We start from the raw sequence: 24,676 nt of genomic DNA on the forward strand, positions 1-24,676 counted from the left end.
GGCGGGCCGGTGGTGCTCCCCGTCAGGAGGAATCCGCCCATGAAGAGACGGCAAAGGTGGCGACCGTTCCTGGTCGTCCTGTCGCTCCTGGCCGGCATGTTCGCCGCCGGCACAGGCGCGCACGCCGCCGATGTGCAGTGCAAGGTCGACTACTCGGTCAACGACTGGGGCTCGGGCTTCACCGCCAACATCACGCTGACCAACCTCGGCCCCGCCATCAACGGCTGGACCCTGAAGTACTCCTACTCCGGCAACCAGAAGCTGAGCCAGGGCTGGAGCGGCAACTGGACGCAGTCCGGTCAGGACGTCACCGTCACGAACCTGAGCTGGAACGGCGCGATCGCCACGAACGCCTCCGTCAGCTTCGGCGGTAACTTCACCTACAGCGGCACGAACGCCAAGCCGACGTCCTTCTCCGTCAACGGGACGGCCTGCAACGGCGCGCACAAGGCGCCGACCGTGTCGCTGACCAGCCCGGCCGCCGGCGCGACGTACAGCGCGGGCGGGACGATCCCGCTGGCCGCGACCGCGAGCGCCAACGACGGCGCGACGATCAGCAAGGTCGAGTTCTACAACGACACGACCCTGCTCGGCACCGCCACCTCCTCGCCGTACTCCTTCAACTGGACGAACGTGCCGGCGGGGGACTACTCGCTGTACGCCAAGGCGTACGACAGCCAGGGCGCGACGGCCGAGTCCACGCCGGTCGGCGTGCACGTCACCAGCGGCCCCGCCGTCGTAGCGAGCCCGACCGCGCTGACCGTGCAGCAGGGCAAGACCGGGACGTTCGGCGTGAAGCTGTCGAGCCAGCCGTCCGGCAACGTGACCGTCACGGTCGCGCGCGACAGCGGGAACTCCGGCCTGACGGTCTCCGCGGGCGGCACGCTGACCTTCACCCCGTCCAACTGGTCGACCGCGCAGAACGTCACGATCAGCGCGGACTCCTCCGGCACGGGCGCGGCGACCTTCACCGCCAAGGCGACCGGGTACGACACCGCGAGCGTCACCGTCACCGAGATGAAGTCGAACGGCGCGTACGAGGACCGGTTCCTCACGCTCTACAACAAGATCACCGACCCGGCCAACGGCTACTTCAGCAAGGAGGGCATCCCGTACCACTCGGTCGAGACGCTGATGGTCGAGGCGCCGGACCAGGGGCACGAGACCACCTCTGAGGCCTACAGCTACATGATCTGGCTGCAGGCGATGTACGGGAAGGTCACCGGCGACTGGAGCAAGTTCAACAACGCCTGGGCGATCATGGAGAAGTACATGATCCCGTCCCACGCGGACCAGCCGACCAACAGCTACTACAACGCCGGCAAGCCGGCGACGTACGCGGCCGAGCACGACCTGCCGGACCAGTACCCCTCGCAGATCGACTCGAGCGTCACGTCCGGGCAGGACCCGATCGCCGCGGAGCTGAAGTCCGCCTACGGCACCGACGACGTCTACGGCATGCACTGGCTGCAGGACGTCGACAACGTCTACGGCTACGGCGACACGCCCGGCGGTGGCTGCGAGGCGGGCCCGAACACCAACGCCCCGTCCTTCATCAACACCTACCAGCGCGGCCCGCAGGAGTCGGTGTGGGAGACGATCCCGCAGCCGACCTGCGACAAGATGGCCTACGGCGGCAAGAACGGCTACCTGGACCTGTTCATCAAGGACTCCAGCTACGCCAAGCAGTGGAAGTACACCGACGCCCCGGACGCCGACGCGCGCGCCATCCAGGCCGCGTACTGGGCCGACACCTGGGCCAAGCAGCAGGGCAAGGGCTCGGACGTCTCCGCCACGGTCGCCAAGGCCGGCAAGATGGGCGACTACCTGCGGTACTCCTTCTTCGACAAGTACTTCAAGAAGATCGGTAACTGCACCAGCCCGAGCTGCCCGGCCGGAACCGGCAAGGACAGCGAGCACTACCTGCTGTCGTGGTACTACGCCTGGGGCGGCGCGACCGACACCAGCGCCGGCTGGGCCTGGCGGATCGGCGACAGCGCCTCGCACTCCGGCTACCAGAACCCGATGGCGGCCTACGCCCTCACCAACGACTCGGCCATGGCGCCGAAGTCCGCGACGGGCGTGGACGACTGGAAGAAGAGCCTGCAGCGGCAGCTGGAGTTCTACCGCTGGCTGCAGTCCTCCGAAGGCGCCATCGCCGGCGGGGCGACCAACAGCTGGGGCGGCGCGTACGGCACGCCGCCGTCCGGCGACTCCACCTTCTACGGCATGGCCTACGACTGGGAGCCGGTCTACCACGACCCGCCGAGCAACCAGTGGTTCGGCTTCCAGGCGTGGTCGATGGAGCGGGTCGCCGAGTACTACTACGTCACCGGTGACGCCGCCGCCAAGACCGTGCTGGACAAGTGGGTGGCCTGGGCCACGGCGAACACCACGCTGAACCCCGACGGGACCTACCAGATCCCCTCGACCCTGCACTGGAGCGGCCAGCCCGACACCTGGAACCCGTCCAGCCCCGGGTCCAACGCCGGCCTGCACGTCACGATCGCCGACTACACCAACGACGTCGGCGTGACCGCGGCCTACGCCAAGACCCTGGCCTACTACGCGGCGAAGTCCGGGAGCACCACGGCCAAGGCGACCGCGCAGACGCTGCTGGACGACATGTGGACCAACGACCAGGACGGGATCGGCATCTCGGTGCCGGAGACCCGTACGGACTACAACCGGTTCACGCAGGCGTACAGCACCTCCAACACCAACCACGACGGCGTGTACGTGCCCTCCGGCTGGACCGGCACGATGCCGAACGGCGACAAGATCGACAGCAACGCGACGTTCCTGTCGATCCGCTCCTGGTACAAGCAGGACCCCTCCTGGTCGAAGGTCCAGTCGTACCTGAACGGCGGAGCGGCGCCGGTCTTCAACTACCACCGGTTCTGGGCGCAGGCGGACATCGCGATGGCGATGGGCACCTACGGCCAGCTCTTCAACCAGTGATCGACCGCTCCGGGGGCGCCGGCCGGCGCCCCCGGAGCCTCCACCGTGCCCCTCCTGACCCCCGACCCACCGACCCGACCCTCCGCCCCCGCCCAATGGAGCCGTTCCGACCCGTGGAGCGACTCCCGAACCGTCCGAGGAGGACACACCCTTGTTGAAACTCAACCCCCGCCGCGGCGTCGCGCTGCGGATGGACCGGGCGGGCGTGGCGATCGCCGCGCTTGTGCTCGGCCTCGTATCCGTGCTGTTCGGCATGGGACGGGCCCACGCGGCCGCCGGCTGCAAGGTGACCTATTCGGTGAACCAGTGGAACAACGGCTTCACCGCGAACCTCGGGATCACCAACCTCGGCGACCCGCTCAGCTCCTGGACCCTGGAGTGGGACTTCGCCGGTAACCAGCAGGTCACCCAGGGCTGGAGCGGGACGTTCTCCCAGTCCGGCAAGCACGTCACCGTGAAGAGCCTGTCCTACAACGGCAGCCTCGCCACGAACGCGTCGACGTCGCTCGGCTTCAACGCCTCCTACTCCGGGACGAACGACGCCCCGACGTCCTTCAAGGTGAACGGCACCACGTGCAACGGGACCCCCGGCGGGCCGACGGACACCCCGACGCCGACCCCCACCGTCACCCCGACGCCGCCTCCGGGTGGCGGATCGCACGTCGACAACCCGTTCGCGGGCGGCAAGGGCTACGTCAACTCCGAGTGGTCGACCGAGGCCAAGAACGACGGCGGCAGCGCGATCGCCAACCAGCCGACCGCCGTGTGGCTGGACCGCATCGCGGCGATCAACGGTGTGAACGGCGGGATGGGCCTGAAGGCCCACCTCGACGCCGCGGTGGCGCAGGGCGCGAACTACGCGCAGTTCGTCATCTACGACCTACCTGGTCGTGACTGCGCGGCGCTGGCCTCCAACGGCGAACTCGGCCCGACGGACATCGGCCGCTACGAGACCGAGTACATCGACCCGATCGCCTCGATCATGAGCGACTCGAAGTACGCGAACCTCAAGATCATCACCTACATCGAGCCCGACTCACTGCCGAACCTGGTCACCAACGTCAGCGGCAACACCGCGACCACCAACTGCCAGACGATGCAGCAGAACGGCAACTACGTGAAGGGCGTCCAGTACGCCCTGAACAAGCTGCACGCGATCAGCAACGTCTACACCTACCTCGACGCCGGTCACCACGGCTGGCTCGGCTGGGACAGCAACTTCGGGCCCGCCGCGCAGCTGTTCGCGACGGTCGCCAAGGGCACCACGGCGGGCGTCAACAGCGTCGACGGTTTCGTCATCAACACCGCCAACTACTCGCCGACCACCGAGCCGTACCTGCCGGTCAACTCCCAGACCCGCGCGTCGACGTGGGTGGACTGGAACTACTACGTGGACGAGTCGAGCTTCGGCGCGGCCTTCCGCCAGCAGCTGATCTCCGACGGCTTCCCGTCGAGCATCGGCATGGTGATCGACACCTCCCGCAACGGCTGGGGCGGATCGGCCCGGCCGACCGGCCCGAGCTCGGCGAGCGACATCAACACCCAGGTCAACGCCGAGCGCGTCGACCGCCGGCCGCACGTCGGCGACTGGTGCAACCAGGCCGGTTCGGGTCTGGGCGCCCGGCCGACCGCCGCTCCGGCCGCCGGTTTCGACGCCTACGCGTGGGTCAAGCCGCCGGGTGAGTCCGACGGGTCGAGCACCAGCATCCCGAACGACGAGGGCAAGGGCTTCGACCAGATGTGCGACCCGAACTACGGCGGGAACGTGCGGAACGGCAACAGCCCGACCGGCGCCATGGCGAACGCCCCGCTGTCCGGTCACTGGTTCTCCGCGATGTTCCACCAGCTCCTGCAGAACGCCTACCCGCCGGTGCAGTAGGGCACCGGTCGCCATGACGCGGGCCTGACCCGCGCCACCGACGCCGGGCGGAGGCGATGCCTCATGTCGCCTCCGCCCGGCCCACCACTCGACAAGCCGATGTCCGCCCGGGAGAGAACCTCCGGGCGATCGATGGACTGGGCGCCGGGGTCGGACCCAACGGTGGGAGCGCCGTGACCCCGGCGCCCTTTCGTCGTCCCTGAAAAATGTCGATCCGGCGGCAACCTTCCACGGGCCCGGGACGACTGGAGGGATAGAACGCCGGGGCCGCCACCGAACGGTGTGGGAGCGCCGGGCGGCCCCGGCGTCTCTCCCGATGATGACTCAGCGACGCGCCCCGGACTCGGCGATCCGGCCGGGCAGGGGCTCACGGGCCGCGACCGCGCCGGCGACGCCCTCGGGGTGCGCGTGCGTGACGACGGCCGAGGCCGCCGCCTCCAGCGCGACGCGTTCGAGGTCGCCGGGGTAGAACGCGCCGAGCGGCGCGGCGCGCATGGCGGCTTCGTTGCCCATCGATCCCCGGCCGCCGAACTGCGCGGGCGAGACCGCGCGCCAGGACGCGCCGTCGCGCAGCGCCCGCAGGAGGACGACCGTGCCCGGTCCGTATCCGCGGTAGGGGTCGTACCCGTCCGCGAAGGCGGCGGCGAGGGCGTCCCGGTCCACCTCGCCGTGCCGGTGCAGGACGTCGACGAGGTTGCAGGCCATCTCGGTGTCGTCCGTCCACGGCCAGGTGCCGGGCGGCACCGCGGTCTCGTCGAGGAGCAGCCGGCGGTTCTCGACCGCGAAGAACTGGGCGCCGAACGCGTCCGCGACGGAGAGACCGGTGAGAGAGGCGAGAGCGCTCATCGCCCGTCACGGTAGCGGACGCCGGCTGAAACTTACTACGTAAAGGCCGTCGGCCCTGCGGTCCGGACCCTGGCCGGACGCCGCGGCGCCCGAGGGGGAGGACGGTCCTCGGGGCCGCGCTCTTGACGTGGACGGTTTCCGGCGTGTTTCATACTCCTCACTCCCGTAAACGTTTACGGAAGACGCTTCAGCGGTCTGTAAACGTTTACGGCGATGATGACGACTCTCGCGAGTGCTCCCCGCACTCGTGGGCGAGGCCGGAGGGAAGCCGTGGCTCAGGGACCGACGATCACGACGATCGCCGCGCGTGCGGGGGTCTCGATCGCCTCGGTGTCGCGCGTACTGAACGGGCTGCCGACCCGCGAGGAGACCGTGCGCAAGGTGATGGCCGCGGCCGACGAGCTCGGCTACGTGCCGAACGCCGTGGCCCGCTCGCTCAAGTCCAACCGCACCTACCAGGTCGCGTTCGCGATGGCGGACATCGGCAACCCGACGTACGTCGCGATGGTCCGGGAGATCCAGCCCGTGCTGAAGGCCGCCGGGTACCGCCTGGTCCTGCACTCGACCGACGGCGACGTCGACGACGAACTCGACGTGCTCCGGCGCCTCGGGGAGCGGTACGTCGACGGTCTCATCATCAGCCCGCTGCGCGGCGTCGCGCAGCGGCACCTCGACCTGCTGACCTCCGCGCCCGCGCCCGTCGTCGTGATCGGCTCGGTGCCCGAGGGCACGCCGGTCGACAACGTACGGGCCGACTCACGGGCCGGCGTGCGGCTGGCCCTGGAGCATCTGCACGGCCTCGGGCGGCGGAGGATCGGCCTCCTCAACGGCCCGCTCGACACGGTCCCGGGCGCGGCGCGCGCCGCCGCCTACACCGACGCGCTCGCCTCGCTCGGCCTGCCGTACGACCCGGACCTGGTCGAGGTCGGTGACTTCTACCGCGCCGAGGGCGCCCACGCGGCACGCCGGCTCCTCGAACGGGCCCGGCCGGACGCACTCCTGTGCGCCAACGACCTGATCGCCCTCGGCGCGCTCGACGTCCTGAGGGAGGAACGGCTGCGGGTGCCGGAGGACGTCGCGCTCGTCGGCATGGACGACACCGAGCTGGCGACCGCGGCCTGGCCGACGCTCACCAGCGTCGGACTCGGGTCGGCCGAGCGCGGCCGGCGGGCCGCCGAACTGCTCCTCGACCGGTTGAACGACGGCGCCGCCGCGCCCCGGATCGTCACGGTCGAGCCCACGCTCGCCGTACGCGCCTCGACGGAGGGGGCTCCGTGAGCCACGTGACCGCCACACCGACCGCGGCCCGCCCGTCACGGGCCGGGCGCCCGGCGCCGGGCCCGAGGCCGCGCGCCGGAGGCGACCGGGGGACGCTGATCCTGCTGCTGCCGGCGCTCGTGCCGGTGCTGCTGTTCAGCGTCGGGCCGCTGCTGTACGGCATCTACCTGTCGTTCACGGACGCGCGCGGCGGCCGGAACGCCGTCATCTCCTTCATCGGGCTGAAGAACTTCGGCGACGTCCTCGCGGACACCGACTTCTGGTCGTCGTTCAAGATCGGCCTGATCTGGGCGGTCAGCGTCACCGTGCTGCAGTTCCTGGCCGCGCTCGGCCTGGCGCTGCTGCTGAACCAGAACCTCCGTCTCCGCACGCTCGCCCGGGTGCTGGCGATGGCGCCGTGGGCGATGCCGCCCATCGTGATCGGGCTGATGTGGCGGCTGGTCTACCACCCCAACGCCGGCATCCTCAACGCCGTCCTGCAGGACGTGCACCTGCTCGACCACAACGTCGACTGGCTCAACGACTTCGGAACCGCGCTTCCGGCGATCATCGTCGTCGGCGTCTGGACCGGGATGCCGCAGACCACGGTGGTGCTGCTCGCCGGGCTGCAGGGCGTGCCGAAGGAACTGCACGAGGCGGCCGCCGTCGACGGCGCGAGCGTGTGGCGCCGCTTCTGGAACGTGACACTGCCGCAGCTGCGGCCGGTGATCGTCACGATCACCGCACTGGACTTCGTGTGGAACATCAACCAGTTCGCGATGGTCTACGCGCTGACGCAGGGCGGCCCCGGCGGCCGTACCCGCCTGCCGATGCTCTTCGCCTACGAGGAGGCGTTCCGCTACGGGTTCTTCGGGTACGCGGCGGCGCTCGGCGTCGCGATCACCATCGTCGTGCTGGTGGTCCTCGGCTTCTACCTCTGGCGTCAGATGAAGGAGAGCCGGTGAAAACCACGCTGAAGTACGCCGGGCTGCTCGGCTACCTCGTCTTCCTGGTCTTTCCGCTGCTGTGGCTGCTGTCGACGGCGTTCAAGACGCCGCGCGAGATGGCGACCCTGCATCCGCGCTGGATCCCGCACCACCCGACGCTGCGCAACTTCAGCGACGCCTTCGCCGCGCAGGACCTGACCGGCAGCGCCCTCCGCAGCCTGATCGTCGCGGTCTCCGTGGCGGTGCTCACCGTCGCGATCGCGCTCCCGGCGGCGTACGCGCTGGCACGGCGGCGTTCGGTGCTGAACCGGATCGCGATCGGCTGGGTGCTGGTCAGCCAGGTCTTCCCGGTCGTGCTGATCATCATCCCGCTCTTCATCATCCTGCGCCGGCTCGATCTGGTGAACACGCTGCCGGGGCTGGTCCTCGTGCACGTCACCTTCGTCCTGCCGTTCGCGCTGTGGATGCTGCAGGGGTACGTCCGCGGCGTGCCCCGCGAACTGGAGGAGGCCGCCGCCGTCGACGGCGCCGGGCGGATCAGGACCCTGGTCGACGTCGTCGCGCCGCTGCTCGCCCCCGGGGTCGTCGCCGCCCTGCTGTTCTCCTTCATCTCCTCCTGGAACGAGTTCTTCTTCGCCCTGGTGATCCTCAAGGACCCGGACAAGGCGACCCTGCCGCTGACGCTGGTGAAGTTCACCGGCGCGGAGCAGGCCGCCCGGCTCGGCCCGCTGGCCGCCGCGTCCCTGCTGGCCACCGTCCCCAGTCTCGTCTTCTTCGCCATCATTCAACGCCGGCTCCGCTCGGGCCTCACCGCCGGCGCCGTCAAGGGTTAGTAGGAGGTACCCCATGCGTCGCGGTCTTCGCTCCGCGCTCGCGGTCGCCGCCGCCACCGTGCTCGGCCTGACCGCCGGGTGTTCCGGGGGCGGCAACGACTCCGGCAAGCCGGTCACACTGAAATTCCTGAGCCTGGCCTGGCAGAAGGACTCCCTGGCCGCCAACAAGCGGCTCGTCGGGGAGTGGAACAAGGCCAATCCGAAGATCCAGGTCCAGTACGTCCAGGGCAGCTGGGACAACGTCAACGACCAGCTGGTGACCTCCTTCGAGGGCGGCGACCCGCCGGACGTCATCCACGACGACTCCTCCGCCCTCGCGGGCTTCGCCGGGCAGGGGTACCTCGCCGACCTGACCAAGCTGATCCCGACCGAGCTGAAGAACGACATCCCGGACGCCGCCTGGGGCACCGCGACGTTCGACGGGCAGGGCCGGCAGGGGATCTACGGGGTGCCGTTCCTGCAGGAGTCGCAGGTCATCCTCGCCAACAAGAAGATGCTCGACGCCGCCAAGGTGCGCATCCCCACGGCCGACAACCCGTGGACCTGGGACGAGTTCCAGCAGATCACCAAGAAGCTCACCGTCGGCAAGCGGTACGGCATCGCGTGGCCGCTCAAGTCGCCGGTGAACAAGGTGCTCAACCTCTCGCTGAACTTCGGCGGCACCTTCTTCCAGACCTCCGGCGGCAAGACGACGGTCAAGGTCGGCCCGCAGGAGAAGGAGGTCCTGCAGCGGATCCACGACCAGCTCTACAAGGACAAGACCGCCGACCCCTCGACGCTCGGCATGGGCACCACCGACCCGCTGCCCGGGTTCTACGCCGGCAAGTACGCGATGGTGCCCGCCGGGATCTACCTGCGCCAGCAGGTCGTCGAGCAGGCGCCGAGCGGCTTCCAGTGGGTGACGATCCCGCCGCTGAAGGGCCAGACGACCCAGCAGGGCGCGATCTCGCAGACGCTCTCGGTCGCGGCCGACAGCAAGCACCCCAAGGAGGCGATGCAGTTCATCTCCTGGTTCCTGAACGGGAAGCATCAGGTGGACCTCGCCAAGGGGGACTGGCTGATCCCGACGAGCAAGACGGCGGCCCAGGACCCGACGCTGACCACGGACAAGTACGGCTGGAACGTCGCGACCGCCTCGGCCAAGAGCCTGATCCTGGCGCCGTACCTGAAGGTCAACGGCTTCGACGAGTTCAAGAGCAAGGTGGCGACGCCGGCCCTGCAGTCCTACTTCGCCAACAAGATCACCATTGATCAGCTGGCGCAGAAGCTGACCCAGGACGGCGACAAGGTCCTGGAGCGCTACAACAATTGAGCGAGTTCCGCGACCGCGCCCGTGGGTGCCTGCTCGGCCTGGCGGCCGGCGACGCCCTCGGGCGGCCCGCCGAGAACCTCACGCCCGAGGAGATCACCCGGCGCTGGGGCCGCCTCACCGAGCTGGAGCCCGGCCCGGACGGTGGCCCGGCGGGCACCGACGACACCGAGTACGCGATCTTCGCGGCGTCGCTGCTGACGGCGCATGGGTCGGCACTCACGACCCAGGACGTCGTCGCGGCCTACCGGGAGCAGGTCCTGCCGATCGACGGGCCGATGAAGGGCGCGGGCTTCTCCGAATTGGGAATGGTCCAAGCACTGCGGCGGGGACTGACCCCGCCGCTGACCGGGCGCCGGCACGACCACGGCTGGTCCGACGGCCTGGCGATGCGCGCCGCGCCGTACGGGGTGTTCGCGGCGGGCGACCCGGACGAGGCGGCACGGCTCGTGACCGTCGACGGCGCGGTCAGCCACAGCGGCGAGGGGATCCTCGGCGGACGTGCCGTCGCGGCGGCGGTCGCCGCCGCCATGACCGGCGCGCCGCCCGCCGACGTCGTGGCCGCCGGCCTGGGCGCGATCCCGGACGACTCCTGGACCGCCCGCAGCGTCCGCGCCGCCGTGCGGATCGCCGCGGGCCGGGACCGGGATCGCCTGGCGGCGGACCTGCACGAGGCCGTCGTCGCGCGGCACTACCCGTGGACCGACCTGGCCCCGGAGGCGGTGGCGCTGGCGTTCGCCGCGTACCTGGCCGGCGGCGGCGACGTCGAGGAGGCCGCGGTCACGGCGGTGAGCCTGGGCCGCGACGCCGACACCACCGCCGCCATCGCCGGGGCGCTCGCGGGCGCGGGCCGCGGTGAGGGCGGCGTTCCGGAGCGCTGGGCGCGGGCGATCGGCCCGGTCCGGGGAGCCTGCCTGCCCGCCGTGGCGGGCAGGAATGTCCGCGAGGTCGCCGACGCGCTGGCACGGGCACGTACGACGCACGGCTGAACGAGCGAGGAGACAGATGGCATCGGGGGATCCGCGCGACCGGGTACGCGGCGCGTTCGCCGGGCTGGCGATCGGCGACGCGGCCGGCTGGCCGGCCGCACGGCACAGGTGGGGCCTGCTGGCCCCGTGGACCCGCCGGCTCGGCCGCGAACTCGACGGCTTCGCCGAGGAGCACCGGGTGACGACGCTGCCGGTGCCGTTCGCCCTGAACCAGCCGGTCGCCGCCCTCGCGGTCGGCCCGTCCGACGACGCGGAGTGGCTGGCCTGGACCGCGCGCACGCTGGGCACCGACCGCCGCGCGGCGTTCGAGGCCCTGGGCGACGACGTACGCGCCCGGATCTCGGTGCGCACCGCGCTGGACAACCTGGCGCGCGGCGTCGAACCGCCCGCGAGCGGCCATGACAACCCGCACTTCTTCGACGACGCCGCGGCCGTGCGGGCGGTCGCGTTCGGGGCCGCTCATCTGGGCGCGCCGGAGGACGCGTCCCGGGCCGCGCGCGCCGACGCGGCGATCACCAACGCCGAGGACGGCGTGCACGCGGCCGGGGCGATGGCCGCCGCGACCGCCGTCGCGGTGGCGGGCGCCCCGGCGGGTGACGTCGTCGCCACCGCCCTGGCGGAACTGCCCCCGGGCACCGCGATCCACGGGGCGGCGGCCGACGCGCTCGACCTGCCCGGCGACGCGTTCGCCCTCGTCCCGAGCCTGGACGCGGCCCTCCAGGACCACGTGTACAGCTACGGCGTCGCGGCGGCGCGGACGGTGCCGGTGGCGCTCGCCCTCACCCGCGCGTCCGACGGCGACCTGGCCAGGGCCGTTCCGGCCGCCGCCTGCCTCGCGTCGCTGGCCGACTCGGCGCCCGCGCTCACCGGCGCGCTGACCGGGGCGATCACCGGATGGGCGGCCCTCCCGGAGACCTGGCGGGAACGCGCCCGCCACCTCGCCGGATGCTGCCTGCCGGAACTCGCCGGCGCCGACCTCGTCGCCATCGCCGATCGACTCAGCGGTCCCGGACCGTCCGGGACCGCGCACCAGGAAGGAACGGGATGACTCCGTTGCAGGACAAGGCCGTCGGCGCGCTCGTGGGCGCGGCGGTCGGGGACGCGCTCGGCGGGGCGACGGAGGGCTGGACCCCCGAGCAGATCCGGGAACGCTACGACGGCCCCGTGACCGGCATCGTCCCGCCGTACTTCGCCGACTGGCGGAACGCGCGCCCCATCGCGCCGTACCACAAGGGCGACGGGCACGTCACCGACGACACCCTCATGACGCACGCCCTGGTCCGGGTGTACGAGCGGGCGGGCGGCCACCTGGACGCGTACGCCGCCGCCGAGCACCTCGTCCCGGAGATGATGGGGGAGAAGCGCTGGATCCCCGAACTGGAGGCGGAGGCGCTGCCGCTGCAGCGGGTGTTCCTCGCCGAGAAGTGGCTCGTGCTCCGGCTGCACTACGGCCACGTCGACCCGCGTGAGGCGGGCGTGGGCAACATCGTCAACTGCGGTGCCGCGATGTACATGGCGCCGGTCGGCGTCGTCAACGCCGCCGACCCCGACGGCGCGTACGCCGAGGCCATCGACCTCGCCGGGGCCCACCAGTCCAGCTACGGCCGGGAGGCCGCGGGCGTGTTCGCCGCGGCCGTGGCCGAGGCGATGCGGCCGGGTGCCACGCCGGACTCGGTCGTCTCGGCCGCCGTACGGCTCGCCAAGGACGGCACCAGGGCGGCGATCGAGGCGGTCTGCGAGCGGGCCCGCGGCCACGCGCACTGGGAGGGCTCCTTCGACGCCCTGCGTGACGCGATGCGGCCGTACGACACCGTCGCCGACACCTACCGCGACCAGGGCCTGGCCGCGCGACGCCCCAGCCGCGTCCACAGCATCGAGGAACTGCCGCTCGCGCTGGCGTTCCTGCTCATCGCGGGCGGCGGCTACCGCGAGACCGTGCTCGGCGCGATCAACTACGGCCGCGACGCCGACTCGATCGCCAGCATGGGCGGTGCGATCGCCGGGGCGCTGGGCGGGAAGGCGGCCGTGCCCGCCGACTGGCGTGAGGACGTCGCGGTCGCCAGCCGCCTGGACCTGGAGGCGCCCGGCCTGGCGATCGCGGCGGTGGCCGAGCGCGTGCACGCCGCCGACGTGGCCCGGCGGCGCGCGCACGAGCAGGCGTTCGCGGAGCTGCTGTGATGCGGCTGACCTGGATCCAGCCCGAGGACCTGATCGGGCACGAGCTCCGCCAGGCCGCGCAGGACGGCCGCGACGCCGCCGACGTCGCCGCGCGCTGGCACGCCGCCGGCGGACACGACGCGCCGCCGCGCGCGGGGGCCTCGCCGGAGCCGGCGTCGCCGCAGCTGCGGACGCTGGCCGAGCAGCTGCTCGACGAGCTCGCGGCGATGCCGTCACCGTACGACGAGCCGACCGAGCTCGACGAGATCATCGCCGCCTGCCCGGACTGGCCGGCGGGCGGGCCCCGCCCCGTGGCCTTCGACCGGCTGCACGGCGCGTGGCTCGGCCGGGCCGCCGGGTGCGTCCTCGGCAAGCCCGTGGAGAAGATCCCCCGTGCGGGCATCCGGGAGATCGCCGAGGCGACCGGCAACTGGCCGATCCGCGGCTGGTTCACCGCCGAGGGTCTTCCCGCCGAGATCGCCGGACGGTGGCCGTGGAACCGGCGCAGCGCGGCGACCAGCCTCGCCGAGAACCTCGACGGCACCCCCGAGGACGACGACCTCAACTTCCCGATGCTCGCCCTGGCGATCCTGGAGCGGTACGGGCGGGACTTCACGACCGACGACGTCGCGCAGGCGTGGCTGGACGAGCTGCCGGGCGGCCGGGTGTTCACCGCCGAGCGGGTCGCGTACCGCAACCTGCTGCTCGGCGTCGAGCCGCCGCGCACGGCGACGTACCGCAACCCGTTCCGCGAGTGGATCGGCGCGCAGATCCGCGCCGACGTGTACGGCTGGGTCAACCCCGGCGATCCGGCCGCAGCCGCGTCGATGGCGCACCGGGACGCCCGGCTCAGCCACACGGCCAACGGCGTCTACGGCGCGATGTTCGCCGCGGCGATGTGCGCCGCAGCCCTGACCGCCGACACGGTGGACGAGGTCGTCGAGGCGGGGCTGGCGGTGGTGCCGCCGGAGTCCCGTCTGGCCCGGGCCGTACGCCGGGCCGTCGCGTCGGCCCGTGCGGAGACCGACGTCGAACGGGTCGTCGACGGGCTGTACGAACGCCACGGCGACCTGCACTGGGTCCACTCCGTCAACAACGCCGCGCTCGTCGCCGCCGCTCTGGTCCACGGCGCCGGCGACTTCACCCGGTCGATCGCGGCCGCGGTGGCGGGTGGCTGGGACACCGACTCCGACGGCGCGACGGTCGGATCGGTCGCCGGCGCCCTGCTCGGCGCCGGTCGCCTGCCCGAGCGGTGGACCCGGCCGCTGCGCGACCGGGTCGCCAGCAGCCTGACCGGATTCGACGGGGTGCGCCTCACCGACCTGGCCGCCCGGACCGCCGCCCTCGCGGAGCGGCGATGACAGAACGAGAGGGATCGGCGATGACCCGCCCGCTGGACGGCGTCCGCGTCCTGGACCTGGCGACGCTGTTCGCCGGGCCGATGGCCGCGATGTTCCTCGGCGACTTCGGCGCCGAGGTCGTCAAGGTCGAGCACCCCCGCCGGCCCGACCCCGCGCGTGGGCACGGGGCGGCCAAGGACGGCATCGGCCTGTGGTGGAAGATGCTCGGCCGGAACAAGCAGACGATCACCCTGAACCTGTCGGAGCCGGAGGGACAGGACGTCCTGCTCCGCCTGGCCCGCGACGCCGACGTCGTCATCGAGAACTTCCGCCCCGGCACCCTCGAACGCTGGAACCTGTCCTACGAGCGGCTCCAGGAGGCCAACCCCGGCCTCGTGCTCGCCCGGGTCACCGGCTTCGGGCAGTTCGGCCCGTACGCCCGGCGCCCCGGCTTCGGCACGCTCGCCGAGGCGATGAGCGGGTTCGCGGCGATGACCGGGGAACCGGACGGGCCGCCGACGCTGCCGCCGTTCGGGCTCGCCGACGGCATCGCCGCGCTCGCCACGGCGTACGCGGTGATGACGGCGCTGCGGGCCCGCGACCTGACGGGCCGGGGGCAGGTCGTCGACCTGTCGATCCTCGAGCCGATCCTCACCGTGCTCGGCGGCCAGCCGACCGCGTACGACCAGCTCGGGCTCGTCCCGCCGCGCACCGGGAACCGCTCGGTCAACAACGCGCCGCGCAACACCTACCGCTGCGCGGACGGCTCCTGGGTGGCGGTCTCCACCTCGGCGCAGAACATCGCCGAGCGGGTGATGCGCCTGGTCGGGAGGCCGGAGTACGTGGACGAGCCATGGTTCGCGACGGGCGCCGGCCGGGCCGCGCACGCCGACGAGCTGGACGCGGCGGTCGCCGCGTGGGTGGGCGAGCGGACCCGGGAGCAGGTGCTCGCCGAGTTCGACAAGGCCGAGGCGGCGGTCGCGCCGATCTACGACGTGCGCGACCTCATGGCCGACCCGCAGCTCGCCGCGCTGGACGCGATCACGACCGTCGACGACCCGGACTTCGGGCCGCTGCGCATGCAGAACGTCTTGTTCCGGCTGTCGGCGACGCCCGGCGCGCTGCGCTGGACCGGGCGCGCGCACGGTGCCGACACCGACCGCGTCCTCGGCACGGCCGGCCTGACCGCCGACGAGATCGACGCGCTCCGCGCCCGCGGGGTGATCTGAGCGTGCCCGGCGCCCGTGAGGTGATCCGCGAATGACGACGCTGCTGTACGTCCCCGCCGACCGGCCCGACCGGGTGGCCAAGGCGCTCGCCACCGACGCGGACGTGGTGATCCTCGACCTGGAGGACGCCGTCGCCCCGGCGCACAAGGACCGGGCACGAGAGCACGTCGCCGCCCTGCTGGCGGAGCCGACGCGCCCGGTCCAGGTCCGCGTCAACGACGTGCGGTCCGACTGGGGCCGCGCCGACCTGACGGCCCTCGCCGGACTGCTTGCAGCGACGGACGGCGTCCGCCTGCCGAAGATCGAGTCCGTGGACCAGGTACGGCGGATCGCGGATCTCGTCCCGGGGACCGGCCTGCACCTGCTCCTGGAGTCCGCGCTGGGCGTGGAGCGGGCGCACGACCTGGCGACCGCCCACCCGGCGGTGGCCTCCATCGGGCTCGGCGAGGCCGACCTCAAGGCGGACCTCGGCGTGGCCGACGAGACCGGGCTGGCGTGGGCGCGGTCACGGATCGTCGTGGCGGCGCGGGCCGCCGGTCTGCCCGCTCCCGTCCAGTCGGTCCATCCCGACATCCGCGACCTGGACGGGCTGGCCGCGTCCTGCCGGCTCGGCCGCGCCCTCGGGTTCCGGGGGCGGGCGGCGATCCACCCCGCCCAGCTGCCGGTGATCGCCGAGGTGTACCGGCCGACCGCCGAGGAGGTCGCCGCCGCCCGCCGGATCGTCGCGGCCTACGAGGAGGGCGACGCGACGGGGACCGGGGCCGTGGCCCTCCCCGACGGCGGTTTCGTCGACCTCGCCGTCGTCCGCCAGGCGCGGAACGTCCTCGCGGAGGTCTCCGGCGAGCGGTCAGCCTGACCGGACCCCGGCGGCTCAGGGCTTGCGGGCGACGCCGCCGAGGGTCGCGACCTCCCTGGGCGGGCCGAACGGGTCCGGTTCGGGGCGCCACCGCTGAATCGGCACGACGCCCGGCTCGACCGGCTCCAGGCCCGCGAAGAAACCGGTGATCTGCTCCGGCGTGCGCAGGTGGTAGGGGATCGCGCCGCTGTCCTTGTAGCGCCGGCTCGCCTCCCGGTGGGCCGCTCCGACGTCGACGCTGTCGGCGAGCGCGAGGAAGCTGCCGGAGGGGAGCGCGTCCATCAGCCGCCGGACGATCGACCGGGCCTCCTCGTAGTCCTCGAGGTGGCCCAGCACGCCCATGAAGATCAGCGCGACGGGGCGGGTCAGGTCGAGCGTGCCGGCCGCCGCCTGGACGATCTTCTCGGGCGCGCGCATGTCGGCGTCGATGTAGTCGGTCCTGCCCTCGGCGGAGCTCGTCAGCAGCGCGCGGGCGTGCGCGAGGACCAGCGGATCGTTGTCGACGTAGACGATCCGGCAGTCGGACGCGACGCGCTGCGCCACCTCATGGGTGTTGTCGACCGTCGGCAGGCCGGTGCCCACGTCGAGGAACTGCCGAATGCCCTCCTCACCGGCCAGGTGCCGTACGGCGCGGGCGAGGAAATGGCGGGCGGCGCGGGCGGTGTCGACGATGCCGGGGAAGATCTCCCGGTACTGGTCGCCGGCCGCGCGGTCGACCGGATAGTTGTCCTTACCGCCCAGCCAGTAGTTCCAGACGCGGGCGGAGTGGGGGACGCTCGTGTCGATCTCCGGCGTCGGCGCCGGTCGGGGGCTGGTGGAACTCTCGCTCACGGGCATCCCTCACTGCCGTCCGATGGGTCTGCGCCCTATCCTGTCAATTTCTCCCGGTTCGCCGCGATCATCTTCTGAGCGCAAGTGCGGTCGATCGAAGTACCCCGCGCCTCCGGATCAGAGAAGGCGGACCACGTCGCCGGTCGTCGCGCTGGCGCGCGCGGCGTCGAGGACCGTCGCCGTCGCGACCGCGTCCCACGGGTCGACGGGGAGCGGGCCGGTCCCGCGCACCGCCGCGGCGAACGCCGGATAGAACCGATCCCACCGGCCGCGCTCCGACGGGACGGTCTCGGCGTGGTCCCCGCGCAGTACCCGTCCCCAGCGCTCCTCCGGCTCGGCGCCCCAGCGATCGCCCTCCGAGGCCGGGGAGGCGCCGGCGAGCAGCAGCGCCTCCTGACCGTCCACGCCGTCGACGATGTACGCGCCGGCGGTGCCGCTCGCGCGGAACCGCGGGCCCGGCGCCCCCTGCCGCCAGCTGCCCCACAGGTGAGACCGCGCGCCGTCCCGGTGGGTCAGCGCGACGAACACGTCGTCGTCGAGCCCGCCATCGCCGACGTGCCACTCGGCGTACACCCGCTCGACCGGACCGCACAGCACGAGCGCCTGGTCGACGAGGTGACTGCCGAAGTCCAGCAGCGTGCCGCCGCCCGCGGCCGGCGGCCCCGGGTCGGGCGCGAACCGCTCGAACCGCGACTCGAACCGCGTCAGCGTGCCGAGCGTCCCCGCGTCGACGAGCCGCCGCAGCGTGCGGAAGTCGGAGTCCCAGCGGCGGTTCTGGTAGACCGTCAGGGTGACGCCCAGCCGTTCGGCCAGCTCCACGGTCTGCCGTGCGGCGCCCGCGTCCGGCGCGAAGGGCTTGTCGCAGACCACCGCGAGACCGAGTTCGAGCGCCTGCCGCGTCAACGGGATGTGGGTGTCGGCCGGTGTCGAGATCGCCACCGCCTCGGCCCCGGCGGCGGCCAGCTCCTCCAGCGACGCGTACGCCGGCCGGTCCAGCTCGGCGGCGACCTGTTTCCGCCGCTCGGGGGAGGTCGTGACGACCCCCAGGAACGCGCACTCCGGGGCCGAGGCGAGCAGCGGCGCGTGGAAGTACCGGCCGCCGAAGCCGTATCCGGCGAGGCCGATGCGCAGCGGTGCGGTCATGGTGGATCCGTCCTTTCTCGGTGTCACTGGAAACGGCCGGGGCGGAACGCCTCGAGCAGCGGGTTGGCCTCCCCGGTCACGATCTCGTCGGCGAGCAGCTCACCGGCGATCAGCCCCAGCGTCGCACCGCTGTGTGTGAAGGCCACGTGCAGGCCCCTCACCTGGTCGAGCTCGCCGAACACCGGCTCACCGTCGCCGGGGATCGGCTTGCGGCCCACCCCGTAGGAGTCGAGGACGAGCGCGGGGTTACCGGCCAGCACCGCGGACGCCTCGCGCAGCAGCCCCTCCACGGTGGCCTCCTTGACCTCGTACGTGCCGTCGGCCTGCTCGACGACCTCTCGCGCGGCGGCGTCGGAGTCCATCATCAGCGCACCGCCGGGAGCCGGGCGTACGGCGACCCGCGGAGTGTTCAGCACGGCCCGCAGCTCGGTGCCGGCCGGCCTGGCGCGCACGAGCAGCGCCGGCGGCGTCGCGTCGTCGATGGCCGCGCCGAACTCCCGGGCCATGCGCGGAACGTCCGCTCCCGTCGCCACCAGGGCGGCGTCCACCTCGATCCGCTCGCCCGACGCCGTCCGCACCGCGGCGACCCGGTCGCCTTCGACGGTGACGGACGCGGCACCGGCGCCCTCGACGACGCGGCCGCCGGCCGCCGTGAGGTCGTCCACGAGCCACGAGATGAGCGGCACCAGGTCGACCCAGCCCTCACCCGGGTTGAAGATCGCCCCCTCGTCGGAGATCGCGGCCGGGTCGACGCCGGGCGTCCAGTCGGCCACCTCGTCCCGGGCGAGCCAGTGCGCGTCGTACCCGTTGCGCCGCATGTGCTCGAACGCGGCCCGATGCCCGTCGGCCTCCCCGGGAGGCGCCCAGGTCAGGCCACCGTCGAACTTGAGCCAGCCGGCGGAGGCCGGAACACGGTTCGCGAACGTGCGGTACCGGTCGATCCCCAGCACCCGCAGCCGGTGGTACGCCTCGGAGCGATCGCCGCCGAAGGAGTTCAGCCACGACAGTGAGCGGCCGCTCGCCCCGTCGGCCGGCCGGCCCGCCGTGACCAGGACGACGTCCGCTCCGCGCCGGGCGAGCCGCGCCGCGGTCGACACTCCGATGATGCCGCCGCCCAGGACGGCGACACGCGGCCGGGACAGGGAAGTACGCATGACAGAGCCTTTCAATGATCGAGTGGCGATGCCGTACGGAGACGGCGCGCATGAACCGACGCGGGGCGCGTCAGAGCGGGGTGGTGCTGGACCGGACCTCGAGGCGGGTCGGGAGAACGATCCGCTCGCCCGGCTGGTCCTCTCCCTTGATGCGGCGGAACAGGCGCTCGGCGGCGGTGCGGCCCATGTCCATGGGGGACTGGGCCACCACGGTCACGGGCGGGTCGACGAGGGCGGTCCAGTCCAGGTCGTCGAAGCCGACCAGCGACATCTCGGTGGGGATCTTCACGCCCCGCTTGCGCGCGGCCGTGAACGCCCCCTGGGTGGTGACGTTGTCGGCGGCGAACACGGCCGTGGGCGGCTCGGCCAGGGCCAACAGCGCGTCGGCCTCCGCCTCGGCGGACCCGACCGCGTCGAGGTACGTGAAGCGGACCAGCTCTCGCGCGGAGACGGCGTCGTAGGCGTCCAGCGCGGCGAGGTATCCGCGGACGCGGTCGATCGACGGACGCGCCGCGCCCCGTACGCCCAGCCGGCCGGTGTCCTCCCGCACGAACAGCTCCGGCCTCTCGTGCGGGACCACGGACGCGACCAGGCCCACCCGTCGGTGCCCGAGTTCCAGCAGGTGCGCCACCGCGTCGTAGGCGGCGGCCTCGTTGTCGATGACGACGCTGTCGGCGTTCATCCCGGCGCCGGTCCGGTCGAGCAACACCACCGGGACGCCGCGCTCCTGGGCCCGCCGGAGGTGGCCCATGTCGGTCACCGAGATCGGCGACACGACGATGCCGTCGATCTGCTTCTCCAGCAGGACCTTGATCGCGTTGCGTTCGACGTCGAGCCGGTCGTCGACGTTGAACAGGATCGCCTCGTAGCCCTCCTCGTGGGCGACGTCGCACACCCCGCGCATCGCGGCGGCGAAGTAGGGGTTGGCGATGTCCGCCGCGACGAATCCGATGCTCCGGGTGCCGCCGGAGCGCATGCTGCGCGCGACGACGTTCGGCTCATACCCCAGCCGCGCGGCCGCCGCCTGGACACGTTCGCGCAGGTCGTCGCGGACGCGGCCGTAGTTTCCGAGCGCGCGCCCGGCCGTGGCCACCGAGACGCCGGCCTCACGGGCGACGTCGGCCACGGTCGGGCGTCGCCGGCCGTTCCTGGCGCCTGTACCGCCTGCCATCACAGGACCTGCGCCAGGAACTTCTTCAGCCGGGGCGACTCGGGCGCGTCGAAGATCTGCTCGGGCGGACCGGCCTCGACGACCACACCGGCGTCCATGAACACCACCGTATCGGCGACCTGACGGGCGAAACCCATCTCGTGGGTGACGACGACCATCGTCATCCCCCCACGGGCGAGTTCGGCCATCAGCTGGAGCACGCCCTTGACCAGCTCCGGGTCGAGCGCGCTGGTCACCTCGTCGAACAGCATGACCTCGGGCTCCATCGCCAGGGCGCGGGCGATGGCGACGCGCTGCTGCTGGCCGCCGGACAGCTGCGCGGGCCGGTGCCCGCTGCGGTCGGCCAGGCCGACGTCCTTGAGGCGCTGCATGGCGGTCGCGGTGGCCTGGTCCTTCGACATCTTCTTGACGGTGGTCAGAGCGAGCGTAACGTTCTGCAGCGCGGTCTTGTGGGGGAACAGGTTGAAATGCTGGAAGACCATGCCGATGCGCTGCCGCAGCACGTTGACGTCCAGGGCCGAGGTGTCCTCGCCGTCCAGCAGCACCTGCCCGGCGGTCCGCGTCTCCAGACCGTTGAGGCACCGCAGCATCGTGGACTTGCCCGAGCCGGAAGGGCCGATGACGCACACGACCTTCCCGGCGGGAGCCAGGAGGTCGGCGCCGCGCAGGACCTCCAGCGGACCGAACCTGATCCGGATGTCGCGGGCCTCCAGCGACGAGCCTTTGTAACGCCGCCCGGTCATGGAGCCTCCTTCGTCGGCCCCATGACCAAGGTGCCGTGCCAATTGATGCCCTCGCTTCGCTCGGTCATGGCGGACGGCTCTGACGACGTCACGCGAGCGCTCCTTCCGCGTTGACGGCCGGCGCCTCATCGGCGACCAGGGCACGGCGTGAGCCCTCGCGCAGCCGGCGGTCGATGTGGTTCACCAGGTGGGTCAGGGGGACGGTCAGCAGCAGGTAACACAGGCCGGTCGCCAGCAGCGGTGACAGGTTCCCGGTGGCCACCGAGCTGTCCTGACCGATGCGGAACAGCTCACGCTGGCTGGTGACCAGGCCGAGGAAGTAGACGAGGCTGGAGTCCTTGATGATGGCGATGAACTGGTTGACCATCGCCGGCAGCACCCGCCGCACGCCCTGGGGCACGACCACCAGGCGCAGCGCCTGTCCGTGGGTCATGCCCAGGGCCCGGCACGCCTCCCCCTGGCCCTTCTCAACGCTCTGGATCCCGGATCGGAAGATCTCTCCGATGTAGGCGGCGGACATCAGGCTCAGCGCCAGAATGGCCACCGGGTACGGCGACGCCAGCCAGCTGACCTGCGCCGAGAACACGCCCTCACCGACCATGAGGATGGTCAGCGCCGCGGGCAGGCCACGGAACAGGTCGGTGTAGATCCGGGCCGGCAGCCGCAGCCACCAGCGCTGCGACAGACCCATGATGGCCAGCACCATCCCGATCACGCTGCCCAGCAGTGAGGACGCGATCGCGAGGACCAGCGTGTTGCGCAGGCCGTAGGTCAGCAGGTCCGGCAGGACCTGGCGGATCAGCTGCCAGTCGAAGAAGTTCCGGAGAAGGTCGTTCACGACTTACCCCTTGGCGGTGTACGGGGGCAGCTGGCTGCCGGTGGGCACCGGATCCTGCGGGAAGTACTGCTTGTACAGCTTCAGCCAGGTGCCGTCGGCCACGACCTGCTTGAGCGCGCCGTTGAGCGCGGTGACCAGCTTGGTGTTGCCCTTGCGCACCGCCCAACCGGCGGGGAAGGCCGTCGCCGGGATGGTGATCGGCTGGACGAGGTGCAGGTCGGAGTACTTCTTGATGATGGCCAGGTTCGGGTCGAAGTCGTTGAAGAACGCGTCGACCCGCTTGTTCTTCAGGGCCAGGTCGGCGGAGTTGTCGTCGGGGAATCGCACGATGTTCGCGCCGGGGATGAAGGTGCCCGTGTTCGCGTCCTCGATCGAGCCTTGCAGGACCGCGACCTTCTTGCCCTTCACGGAGCCGACGTCGGAGGTGATGCCGCTGTCGGGGCGGGTCAGCACGCCGAAGTAGCCGGCGAGGTAGCCGTCGGAGAAGTCGACCATCTTCTTGCGCGGCGCGGTGATGCCGACGGCCGCGGCGGCCGTGTCGAACTGCCGGTTGTTGACGGCGGGCAGCAGCGCGGAGAAGTCGAGGGAGACGAAACTCGTCTTGAGGTTCAGTTTCTGCGCGACGGCGTCGATCAGGTCGATCTCGAAGCCGGCGAGTTTGCCGTTCTCTTCGTAGGAGTACGGCTTCATGTTGTTGGTGGTGCCGACCTTGAGGACGCCCGCCTTGGCGACGCCGGTGGCGGTGCCCGCCTGCGCGGACTGTGTCTTCGAGCCGGAGCCGCAGCCGGTCACCGTGAGCAGGGACACCGCGAGCGCGGCGACCGCCGCTCGTGCCGCGGGAAGCTTTCTCATCGATTCTCCAATGCTTCGGGGAGACGGCGTGATGCCGGGAGGTCGAACGGGGCTGGTGGAGGGGAGAAGGCACCGCACACAGTGCTGAGTTCACGCGCGTTGTCGAAGGCCGAACGACGCTGGTCGGCGCTCTAGAGAACGTTCTCTCGTCTCGATTGCAGAGAACGTTCTCACGCAACTGGTCCGTCGTCAAGACCCTGCGGACGCGACTTATGGAAACCGCTGAGCACCCTCATTCGGGCGTGAGGCGCCGGGGTGGTCGCCGCTGCCTTGGGGGTGCGGTTCGGCGGGTGTGCGGCCCCGGGGTCCTTGACGATCGGCCGCGCCCCGGATCATCATGAACGCATGTTCATGAACGTGTGTTCATTTCGTTGATCGAGGAGCCGTGATGTCGCAGATCGTCAACGCCGCGCAGGCCGAGGCGTGGAACGGGTACGAGGGGCAGCACTGGGCCGGTCACGCGGACCGGTACGACGCCGTGAACAGCGGCTTCAACCGGTTCGTGCTGGACGCGGCCGCGATCGGGGAGCGGGACCGGGTGGTGGACATCGGCTGCGGCAACGGGCAGCTGACGCGACTCGCCGCCCGTACGGCCCGGTCCGGCCGGGTCCACGGGATCGACCTGTCCGCGCCCATGCTCGCCCGAGCTCGCTCCCGGGCCGCCGAGGAGGGCCTGGCCAACGTGACCTTCGAGCAGGCGGACGCCCAGGTCCACGCCTTCCCCGTGGGCGGCTTCGACGCGGCGATCAGCCGGTTCGGCGTGATGTTCTTCGCCGATCCGGTCGCCGCGTTCGCCAACGTCGGCCGCGCGCTCCGGTCGGGCGGGCGCCTGGCCTTCGTGTGCATGACCGGTCTCGAGGGCACCGACCTGGGTGCCGTCTTCGGGGCCATGGCCGCCCACCTGCCGCGGCCCACCGGGCCCGACGGCACCGGCCCGACGTCGTTCGCGGACCCCGCACGCGTACGGCAGGTGCTGACCGAAGCGGGATTCGGGGAGATCGCCTGCACGCTCGTCGAGGCGGAGCAGGCCTGGGGTCGGGACCTCGCCGACGCCGCCGGGTTCATCCGCGACTGGGGGCCGGTCAGGTACCAGTTGCGCCAGGCGGGCGCGGAGGCGGCCGCCCGGGCGAGTGACGCGCTCACGACCGCCCTCCGGCCCTTCGCCCGGCCCGACGGCGTCCGGCTCCGCGGCACGGCCTGGCTCGTGACCGCTCGCCGTCCCGCCTGAGGCCCGCGCGCCGCCGAGCGGCCCCGTCTCGCCCGAAGGGCCGCGCCCGGCCTGAGGCTCGTGCACCGCCGAGCGACCCTGCCCCGTCGAGGGGCCGCGGTCCGTCTGAGGGG

General features: G+C 72.0%; 21 protein-coding genes. 13 read left to right on the forward strand and 8 right to left on the reverse strand.

Annotation, left to right across the window (positions count from 1 at the left end):
• The first annotated feature begins 39 nt into the window (after nucleotides 1-39).
• On the forward strand, nucleotides 40-2,961 hold the full coding sequence (locus NE234_RS25940) for a glycoside hydrolase family 48 protein (protein WP_252783246.1): 2,922 nt from the start codon (nucleotides 40-42) through the stop codon (nucleotides 2,959-2,961).
• Between the two features lie 151 nt (nucleotides 2,962-3,112).
• The gene (locus NE234_RS25945; protein ID WP_308206931.1) at nucleotides 3,113-4,840 is read left to right on the forward strand and encodes a glycoside hydrolase family 6 protein; all 1,728 of its coding nucleotides are present in this window, start codon (nucleotides 3,113-3,115) and stop codon (nucleotides 4,838-4,840) included.
• A gap of 324 nt (nucleotides 4,841-5,164) precedes the next feature.
• Here the strand turns inward: NE234_RS25945 and NE234_RS25950 are convergent, their stop codons facing one another.
• Nucleotides 5,165-5,686, reverse strand: a complete 522-nt coding sequence (locus NE234_RS25950) for an ADP-ribosylglycohydrolase family protein (protein WP_252783247.1) — start codon at nucleotides 5,684-5,686, stop codon at nucleotides 5,165-5,167.
• A 270-nt stretch (nucleotides 5,687-5,956) separates the two neighbouring features.
• Between NE234_RS25950 and NE234_RS25955 the strand changes: the two genes are divergently transcribed.
• Genes NE234_RS25955 through NE234_RS26000 form a run of 10 tightly spaced genes read left to right on the forward strand, consistent with a single transcriptional unit; the run spans nucleotide 5,957 to nucleotide 16,603 of the window.
• Nucleotides 5,957-6,964 carry a LacI family DNA-binding transcriptional regulator gene (locus NE234_RS25955; RefSeq protein WP_252783248.1) on the forward strand — a complete coding sequence of 336 codons (1,008 nt, stop codon included), beginning with the start codon at nucleotides 5,957-5,959 and terminating at the stop codon, nucleotides 6,962-6,964.
• On the forward strand, nucleotides 6,961-7,908 hold the full coding sequence (locus tag NE234_RS45485) for a carbohydrate ABC transporter permease (protein ID WP_252783249.1): 948 nt from the start codon (nucleotides 6,961-6,963) through the stop codon (nucleotides 7,906-7,908). The genes NE234_RS25955 and NE234_RS45485 overlap by 4 nt, the downstream gene beginning before the upstream one ends.
• Nucleotides 7,905-8,723 (forward strand): carbohydrate ABC transporter permease, encoded by an 819-nt coding sequence (locus tag NE234_RS25965; RefSeq protein WP_252783250.1) that lies wholly within the window; start codon nucleotides 7,905-7,907, stop codon nucleotides 8,721-8,723. The genes NE234_RS45485 and NE234_RS25965 overlap by 4 nt, the downstream gene beginning before the upstream one ends.
• A 13-nt stretch (nucleotides 8,724-8,736) precedes the next feature.
• The gene (locus NE234_RS25970) at nucleotides 8,737-10,035 is read left to right on the forward strand and encodes an ABC transporter substrate-binding protein (protein ID WP_252783251.1); all 1,299 of its coding nucleotides are present in this window, start codon (nucleotides 8,737-8,739) and stop codon (nucleotides 10,033-10,035) included.
• Nucleotides 10,032-11,021 (forward strand): ADP-ribosylglycohydrolase family protein, encoded by a 990-nt coding sequence (locus NE234_RS25975; protein ID WP_252783252.1) that lies wholly within the window; start codon nucleotides 10,032-10,034, stop codon nucleotides 11,019-11,021. The genes NE234_RS25970 and NE234_RS25975 overlap by 4 nt, the downstream gene beginning before the upstream one ends.
• Nucleotides 11,022-11,037: 16 nt before the next feature.
• Entirely contained in the window at nucleotides 11,038-12,069 is a 1,032-nt protein-coding gene (locus NE234_RS25980) for an ADP-ribosylglycohydrolase family protein (protein ID WP_252783253.1), read from the forward strand.
• The gene (locus NE234_RS25985) at nucleotides 12,066-13,199 is read left to right on the forward strand and encodes an ADP-ribosylglycohydrolase family protein (protein ID WP_252783254.1); all 1,134 of its coding nucleotides are present in this window, start codon (nucleotides 12,066-12,068) and stop codon (nucleotides 13,197-13,199) included. Before NE234_RS25980 ends, NE234_RS25985 begins: the two co-directional genes overlap by 4 nt.
• The gene (locus NE234_RS25990) at nucleotides 13,199-14,539 is read left to right on the forward strand and encodes an ADP-ribosylglycohydrolase family protein (protein ID WP_252783255.1); all 1,341 of its coding nucleotides are present in this window, start codon (nucleotides 13,199-13,201) and stop codon (nucleotides 14,537-14,539) included. The genes NE234_RS25985 and NE234_RS25990 overlap by 1 nt, the downstream gene beginning before the upstream one ends.
• Nucleotides 14,536-15,747, forward strand: a complete 1,212-nt coding sequence (locus NE234_RS25995; protein WP_252783256.1) for a CaiB/BaiF CoA transferase family protein — start codon at nucleotides 14,536-14,538, stop codon at nucleotides 15,745-15,747. The genes NE234_RS25990 and NE234_RS25995 overlap by 4 nt, the downstream gene beginning before the upstream one ends.
• Nucleotides 15,748-15,778: 31 nt before the next feature.
• Nucleotides 15,779-16,603, forward strand: a complete 825-nt coding sequence (locus NE234_RS26000) for an HpcH/HpaI aldolase/citrate lyase family protein (RefSeq protein WP_252783257.1) — start codon at nucleotides 15,779-15,781, stop codon at nucleotides 16,601-16,603.
• A gap of 15 nt (nucleotides 16,604-16,618) precedes the next feature.
• Here the strand turns inward: NE234_RS26000 and NE234_RS26005 are convergent, their stop codons facing one another.
• The 7 genes from NE234_RS26005 to NE234_RS26035 all read right to left on the reverse strand — a co-directional run bounded on the left by NE234_RS26005 (nucleotide 16,619) and on the right by NE234_RS26035 (nucleotide 23,335).
• On the reverse strand, nucleotides 16,619-17,434 hold the full coding sequence (locus NE234_RS26005) for an SAM-dependent methyltransferase (RefSeq protein WP_252783258.1): 816 nt from the start codon (nucleotides 17,432-17,434) through the stop codon (nucleotides 16,619-16,621).
• Nucleotides 17,435-17,551: 117 nt separating this feature from the next.
• On the reverse strand, nucleotides 17,552-18,577 hold the full coding sequence (locus tag NE234_RS26010) for a Gfo/Idh/MocA family protein (RefSeq protein WP_252783259.1): 1,026 nt from the start codon (nucleotides 18,575-18,577) through the stop codon (nucleotides 17,552-17,554).
• Nucleotides 18,578-18,600: 23 nt separating this feature from the next.
• Nucleotides 18,601-19,731, reverse strand: coding sequence for an NAD(P)/FAD-dependent oxidoreductase (locus NE234_RS26015; protein WP_252783260.1), 1,131 nt, complete (start codon nucleotides 19,729-19,731; stop codon nucleotides 18,601-18,603).
• 70 nt (nucleotides 19,732-19,801) lie between these two features.
• Entirely contained in the window at nucleotides 19,802-20,902 is a 1,101-nt protein-coding gene (locus NE234_RS26020; RefSeq protein ID WP_252783261.1) for a LacI family DNA-binding transcriptional regulator, read from the reverse strand.
• The gene (locus tag NE234_RS26025; RefSeq protein ID WP_252783262.1) at nucleotides 20,902-21,645 is read right to left on the reverse strand and encodes an amino acid ABC transporter ATP-binding protein; all 744 of its coding nucleotides are present in this window, start codon (nucleotides 21,643-21,645) and stop codon (nucleotides 20,902-20,904) included. Before NE234_RS26025 ends, NE234_RS26020 begins: the two co-directional genes overlap by 1 nt.
• An 88-nt stretch (nucleotides 21,646-21,733) precedes the next feature.
• Nucleotides 21,734-22,483, reverse strand: coding sequence for an amino acid ABC transporter permease (locus NE234_RS26030; RefSeq protein ID WP_252783263.1), 750 nt, complete (start codon nucleotides 22,481-22,483; stop codon nucleotides 21,734-21,736).
• A gap of 3 nt (nucleotides 22,484-22,486) precedes the next feature.
• Nucleotides 22,487-23,335, reverse strand: a complete 849-nt coding sequence (locus NE234_RS26035) for an ABC transporter substrate-binding protein (RefSeq protein WP_252783264.1) — start codon at nucleotides 23,333-23,335, stop codon at nucleotides 22,487-22,489.
• A 388-nt stretch (nucleotides 23,336-23,723) separates the two neighbouring features.
• Here NE234_RS26035 and NE234_RS26040 point away from each other — a divergent pair, with 388 nt between their 5' ends.
• On the forward strand, nucleotides 23,724-24,563 hold the full coding sequence (locus tag NE234_RS26040) for a class I SAM-dependent methyltransferase (protein WP_252783265.1): 840 nt from the start codon (nucleotides 23,724-23,726) through the stop codon (nucleotides 24,561-24,563).
• Nucleotides 24,564-24,676: the final 113 nt, after the last annotated feature.

The organism is Actinoallomurus rhizosphaericola (assembly GCF_024055675.1).
GTDB classification, from domain to species: Bacteria; Actinomycetota; Actinomycetes; order Streptosporangiales; family Streptosporangiaceae; genus Actinoallomurus; species Actinoallomurus soli.

What these genes read in the sequence shown, in the direction of transcription:
- NE234_RS25940 (WP_252783246.1), top strand. Translation starts at nt 40, where the DNA reads ATGAAGAGACGGCAAAGGTGGCGACCGTTCCTGGTCGTCCTGTCGCTC.
- NE234_RS25950 (WP_252783247.1), bottom strand. Translation starts at nt 5,686, where the DNA reads ATGAGCGCTCTCGCCTCTCTCACCGGTCTCTCCGTCGCGGACGCGTTC.
- NE234_RS25970 (WP_252783251.1), top strand. Translation starts at nt 8,737, where the DNA reads ATGCGTCGCGGTCTTCGCTCCGCGCTCGCGGTCGCCGCCGCCACCGTG.
- NE234_RS25980 (WP_252783253.1), top strand. Translation starts at nt 11,038, where the DNA reads ATGGCATCGGGGGATCCGCGCGACCGGGTACGCGGCGCGTTCGCCGGG.
- NE234_RS25985 (WP_252783254.1), top strand. Translation starts at nt 12,066, where the DNA reads ATGACTCCGTTGCAGGACAAGGCCGTCGGCGCGCTCGTGGGCGCGGCG.
- NE234_RS25990 (WP_252783255.1), top strand. Translation starts at nt 13,199, where the DNA reads ATGCGGCTGACCTGGATCCAGCCCGAGGACCTGATCGGGCACGAGCTC.
- NE234_RS25995 (WP_252783256.1), top strand. Translation starts at nt 14,536, where the DNA reads ATGACAGAACGAGAGGGATCGGCGATGACCCGCCCGCTGGACGGCGTC.
- NE234_RS26000 (WP_252783257.1), top strand. Translation starts at nt 15,779, where the DNA reads ATGACGACGCTGCTGTACGTCCCCGCCGACCGGCCCGACCGGGTGGCC.
- NE234_RS26010 (WP_252783259.1), bottom strand. Translation starts at nt 18,577, where the DNA reads ATGACCGCACCGCTGCGCATCGGCCTCGCCGGATACGGCTTCGGCGGC.
- NE234_RS26015 (WP_252783260.1), bottom strand. Translation starts at nt 19,731, where the DNA reads ATGCGTACTTCCCTGTCCCGGCCGCGTGTCGCCGTCCTGGGCGGCGGC.
- NE234_RS26020 (WP_252783261.1), bottom strand. Translation starts at nt 20,902, where the DNA reads ATGGCAGGCGGTACAGGCGCCAGGAACGGCCGGCGACGCCCGACCGTG.
- NE234_RS26025 (WP_252783262.1), bottom strand. Translation starts at nt 21,645, where the DNA reads ATGACCGGGCGGCGTTACAAAGGCTCGTCGCTGGAGGCCCGCGACATC.
- NE234_RS26035 (WP_252783264.1), bottom strand. Translation starts at nt 23,335, where the DNA reads ATGAGAAAGCTTCCCGCGGCACGAGCGGCGGTCGCCGCGCTCGCGGTG.
- NE234_RS26040 (WP_252783265.1), top strand. Translation starts at nt 23,724, where the DNA reads ATGTCGCAGATCGTCAACGCCGCGCAGGCCGAGGCGTGGAACGGGTAC.